The organism is Polaromonas sp., from assembly GCF_039930745.1.
In the GTDB taxonomy this organism is placed as follows: domain Bacteria; phylum Pseudomonadota; class Gammaproteobacteria; order Burkholderiales; family Burkholderiaceae_C; genus Polaromonas.
Genome location: NZ_JBDTTH010000166.1, coordinates 1 through 4624, shown reverse-complemented (window position 1 = coordinate 4624; position 4624 = coordinate 1). Strand labels below are relative to the sequence as shown.

The window sequence follows — 4624 nt, the reverse complement described above, 5'->3', positions numbered from 1 at the left end:
AGCACCGAGCCGTCTGGCGACAGACGGCCCAGATTAATGGCAGTCACGGGGCGGCGACCGCAAGGAAACCGCTCCGCACAAAATCCGGCCTATCGGCGGGCTTCACACTTTATTCAAGGCAGCGCGCCTGGCGCTGCACGCTGCAACGCTCATTCCACAAACGCCTCCTCGCGCTTCTGCCTGACCGAGGGCAACAGCACGACCAGCAGCAGCAAAACGCAGGCCACGAGCAGCCCGGCAGAAAGCGGGCGCGTGACAAAGGTGCTCCAGTCGCCGCGCGACAGCAAAAGCGCCCGCCGCAGGTTTTCCTCCATCATCGGACCGAGGATCAGGCCCAGCAACAAGGGCGCGGGTTCAGCCCGCAGCTTGTTGAAGATATAACCGACGATGCCGAAAACACCCACCACCCAGATGTCCCAGGTGTTGTTGTTGGTGGAGTAAACGCCGATCGCGCAGAACAGCACGATGGCGGGAAACAGGTAGCGGTAGGGCACGGTCAGCAGCTTGATCCAGATGCCGATCAGCGGCAGGTTCAGGATCACCAGCATGGCATTGCCAATCCACATCGAGGCGATCAGTCCCCAGAACAGTTCCGGGTTACTGGTCATCACCTGCGGACCGGGCTGGATGTTGTGGATCGTCATGGCGCCGACCATCAGCGCCATCACCACGTTGGATGGAATGCCGAGTGTCAGCAAGGGAATGAAAGACGCCTGCGCGCCCGCATTGTTGGCCGCTTCCGGGCCGGCGACGCCACGTATGTTGCCCTCGCCAAAGGGCACTTCGCCCTGGCGGGCTTTCACCTTCTTTTCAATGGTGTAGGCCGCAAACGCAGACAACAATGCGCCGCCCCCCGGAAGAATGCCCAAGGCGCAGCCGAGGGCTGTGCCGCGCAACACCGCGGGTGTCATGTCCTTGAAATCCTGCTTGGTCGGGAACAAACCCTGCACCTTGACGGAAAAAACCTCGCGTTGCTCCTCGCGATGCGCCAGGTTGCTGATGATTTCACCGTAACCAAAAATGCCCATCGCAATGGCCACAAAACCAATTCCGTCGGTCAGCTCCGGCACGTCAAAGCTGAAGCGCGCCACGCCGGAGTTGACGTCCGTCCCCACCAGGCCCAGCAGCAGACCCAGCAAAATCATGCCAACCGCCTTGAGCAGCGAGCCTGATGCCAGGACCACCGCGCCAATCAGGCCAAGCACCATCAGGGCGAAATATTCAGCCGGCCCGAACTTGAATGCCACTTCGGTCAGCGCCGGCGCAAAGGCTGCGATCATGACCGTCCCCACGCAACCTGCGAAAAATGAACCCAGCCCGGCAGCGGCAAGGGCCGGCCCGGCCCGGCCCTTTTTGGCCATCTGATGTCCGTCGATGCAGGTCACGACAGACGAGGACTCGCCCGGCAGGTTGACCAGGATGGCGGTGGTGGAGCCGCCGTATTGGGAGCCGTAATAAATGCCGGCCAGCATGATGAGCGCAGACACCGGCGGCAAGGCATAAGTCGCAGGCAAAAGCATGGCGATGGTGGCAGCGGGGCCGATGCCCGGCAAAACGCCAATGAGGGTGCCCAGCAGGCACCCTACAAACGCATACATGAGGTTGATAGGCGTGAAAGCAACGCCAAACCCGATCGCCAGATTTGAAAACAATTCCATGTTGATCCTCAGCCTGTGATGAATTCAGGCCAGACCGGAAACTGGAGCCGGAGTGCCAGGACAAAGACCAGATAGCTGCCGATGGCCAGCGCCGTAGCCAGAAAAAAGGTCGGTTTGAATTTCCAGTTGGCCTGCGCCATGCTGGCCACAAAGGTCAGGGCGTAAATGCCAACGATGATTCCAAAAGCCGGGATTTCCAGGTCGCGCACACCAGCGAGCAGCACGCCGAAGACAACGTTTGCGGCAATGACGTAGAAAAGAGGTCTCCACGCCCACTTTCCGATCCTTTCCTCGCTGGCCGTGCTTCCCAGCGCGGTGAAAGTGATGACGGCACCAACCAGTGTCATCAATATGCCCAGCATGAACGGAAAGTAGCCCGGCCCCATGCGTGCGGCCTCGCCTACGTTGTAGTTCGTGGCACCCCACGCAAATGCGATACCTGCGGCCATGAACATGAGGCCTGAGTAAAAGTCGGGTTGGCTTTTGATCTTCAAGGTTGATCTCCTATGTAAAAAATGCTGCTCAAAGCCGGCTTCACCGAGGCCACAGGGCAGCGGTATGAACGGCAACTGTGAAATGGCTTACGACACGCACGGCAGCCAGCCCGCTGTTGTGCGGAAACTGCCGGGTAAACGGATGTTGCGCGGGGACGCTCTATATCCAGGCCGCGCCACGCATGCCCGAAAGGATAGGAGCGTAGGCGACGCGTCACATCGTGTAAATTCGTATTTAGGCGAGCTTCACTTCGAAAAATACGAACTATCGGGTAAACCCTTTCACGGGGCTTCAGAGGGCAAATTTTGAATTTCAAGCATTTGCATTATTTTTGGGTCACGGCGAAAGCCGGCGGCATCGTGCGCGCTGGCAAGCAACTCCACACCACGCCTCAAACCCTGTCAGGGCAAATCAAGCTTCTGGAGCAGTCGCTGGGCCTTCAGCTGTTCCGAAAGAGCGGCCGTCAGCTGGAGTTGACGGACGAAGGGCGGCTGGCGCTGGGTTATGCCGAGCAAATTTTTTCGCTGAGCGCCGAAATGGAAACTGCGTTAAGGCAGGCCAAGGACAAACAAAGCGTGCTGGAGTTTCGCGTTGGAGTGACGGATTCCTTTGCGAAGGCCGTGGTTTATCGCTTGCTGGAGCCCGCGTTGTCGCTGCAGCAGCCGGTACGGCTGGCATGCAGCGAAGGAAAGTTCCCGGAACTGCTCGGGCAACTTGGGCTCAGCCGGATTGACATGGTGCTCTCCGATGAGCCCATCACCAGCCGCGTCAACATCAAGGCCTTCAACCATGCGATTGGAAGCACGGCCATGAGTTTTTTCTGTGCGCCCGCGCTCAAGCCCTCACTCAAGGGCAAATTCCCGCAATGCCTGGACGGTGCGCCCATGTTGGTCATGGGCCCCTCCGCATCCATACGCAAGCCGCTCGAAAGCTGGTTGGACAAGTACGAGATCAGGCCGCGGATCATTGGTGAATTCGACGACGTGCCGCTGATGAAGTCTTTTGGCCGCGAAGGTCGTGGCGTGTTCATGGCGGCAAGTGTGCTGGAGGCCGAAACGGTCACCCAATACGGCGTGGACGTTATTGGTCATACAGATGAGATCACGGAACATTTTTTCGCCGTGTCGCTGGAGCGGCGTATCACGCATCCCTGCGTGGCAGCCATCACTGATTCCGCACGCAGGAAATTCACACCCTAGCGGCTTGTGGTGTTTCTCAGGCTGGTCGCACGAAGGCATCGAAAAACGCGGTGACCTCCGCCCGCAATGCCTTGCCAGTCTCTTGGGCAGAGAGCTTCATGCGCTTTTCACGCCGCTTTAAAAATCGACAGATCAAGCGGCCTGACCGCGCCCATCCAGATGGCGTGGTCGCGGTGGTCAGCAAGCTCGTTACCCGTCAGCGGATGGGTGAACACCACCAAACCGCCCCGGTTCAGCGCCAGCCAGGAGATCACTTCGCCAGCTATCGCCGTGCCAAAGGCCAGCTGGCAACTCCAATCCGGGTGCGGCCCGACAGGCTGCTGGTGCACACGCCCCATCTGCAGCGGAAAGCGCCGTGCGGCCTGTTCACAGAGGGTGCGGGCCTGTTCCAGGCTGCTGGCGTCAAAGTAGACATGGGCATGGAAACCAGCAATTTGCGGTTCCGTGGCTCTGGTCAGGGTGTTCATGGGCTGGTGACCTGACTTATTGCCCCAGCAGCGCATCCTTGAGTTTCAAATCGGCTGGAGAGGGCCCAACCCAAATCCTCAGCACCATGTTGAAAAATTCGGCATCACCCACCGGAGCGCCTTGGGGCTGGCCGAGGATGTAGAAGGTCGTTCCTTTGCCAGGAACGTATTCCATGGCAAAGCTGTCCCCGGCTGTCAGCTTGGAGCGGCCGGAAAAAATCTCAACCAGACGCGTGCTGGACACGGTGTGTTTGAGTGCCAGCTCCGGGGACGAGTTGGCCGACAAGCCCTTGATAAACGCCAAGCCCAGATCCGTGCCGGGCACATCGCGCAGGGCCACGAAGTTGAGGCGTTTGGGGCCAGGCAGTGCCAGCAGTTCCTCGGCGCTGGTGACTTTGCGCGGGGTGTACAGGGCTAGGTCATACACCTTGAAAATTGCCCTGTAGCGGGTGCCTGCGCCGTTGAGGGTCAGGGTGGTGTCCTGCACGGCCTGGGTGGGTTCGAATTTGGTGGATGTGACTGCGGCGATGGCATTGCCGGCGAGTAGCAGGGTCAGGACCGCCACATGGGCGAGTGGCGGGATTTTAAAAAAAGACATGAGCGTTCCTGGTGGGTGTAATACTTTTGAATGCACCACGATTATATTTTTTGCCGCAGTGTTCGAAGTGAACTCAAAACAACATCAGGGAAACCCCGACACAAGTCAGTTTCCCTGAGGCAGACCCTGCGCCTGAATCCGCTCCACATGCGCCAGCAGCGAGCGTTTGGCCACCGGCCAGATGCGCGGGTCCACGTCGTCGTAGGC

The 4624-nt window shown here is 59.2% G+C and carries 6 protein-coding genes; 1 reads left to right on the top strand and 5 read right to left on the bottom strand.

Annotation, left to right across the window (positions count from 1 at the left end):
* Window positions 1–149 precede the first annotated feature (149 nt).
* Both ABI660_RS23095 and ABI660_RS23090 read right to left on the bottom strand, forming a co-directional pair.
* A complete protein-coding gene (locus ABI660_RS23095) occupies window positions 150–1658 on the bottom strand; it encodes a tripartite tricarboxylate transporter permease (RefSeq protein WP_348072549.1) in 1509 nt (502 codons plus the stop codon).
* Window positions 1659–1666: 8 nt separating this feature from the next.
* A complete protein-coding gene (locus ABI660_RS23090) occupies window positions 1667–2152 on the bottom strand; it encodes a tripartite tricarboxylate transporter TctB family protein (protein ID WP_348072547.1) in 486 nt (161 codons plus the stop codon).
* 306 nt (window positions 2153–2458) lie between these two features.
* Between ABI660_RS23090 and nhaR the strand changes: the two genes are divergently transcribed.
* Window positions 2459–3352: a transcriptional activator NhaR gene (gene nhaR / locus ABI660_RS23085; protein ID WP_348072545.1), complete on the top strand. Its 894-nt coding sequence runs from the start codon at window positions 2459–2461 to the stop codon at window positions 3350–3352.
* Between the two features lie 107 nt (window positions 3353–3459).
* Here the strand turns inward: nhaR and ABI660_RS23080 are convergent, their stop codons facing one another.
* The 3 genes from ABI660_RS23080 to ABI660_RS23070 all read right to left on the bottom strand — a co-directional run bounded on the left by ABI660_RS23080 (window position 3460) and on the right by ABI660_RS23070 (window position 4612).
* Window positions 3460–3819 (bottom strand): DOPA 4,5-dioxygenase family protein, encoded by a 360-nt coding sequence (locus ABI660_RS23080; protein ID WP_348072543.1) that lies wholly within the window; start codon window positions 3817–3819, stop codon window positions 3460–3462.
* Between the two features lie 16 nt (window positions 3820–3835).
* Window positions 3836–4417, bottom strand: a complete 582-nt coding sequence (locus tag ABI660_RS23075; RefSeq protein WP_348072541.1) for a chalcone isomerase family protein — start codon at window positions 4415–4417, stop codon at window positions 3836–3838.
* 105 nt (window positions 4418–4522) lie between these two features.
* Complete coding sequence (locus ABI660_RS23070; protein ID WP_348072551.1) at window positions 4523–4612, bottom strand: hypothetical protein; 90 nt, start codon at window positions 4610–4612, stop codon at window positions 4523–4525.
* Between the last annotated feature and the right edge of the window lie 12 nt (window positions 4613–4624).

Coding starts and splice junctions, on each gene's coding strand:
- ABI660_RS23095 (WP_348072549.1), bottom strand. CDS start 1,658: ATGGAATTGTTTTCAAATCTGGCGATCGGGTTTGGCGTTGCTTTCACG.
- ABI660_RS23080 (WP_348072543.1), bottom strand. CDS start 3,819: ATGAACACCCTGACCAGAGCCACGGAACCGCAAATTGCTGGTTTCCAT.
- ABI660_RS23075 (WP_348072541.1), bottom strand. CDS start 4,417: ATGTCTTTTTTTAAAATCCCGCCACTCGCCCATGTGGCGGTCCTGACC.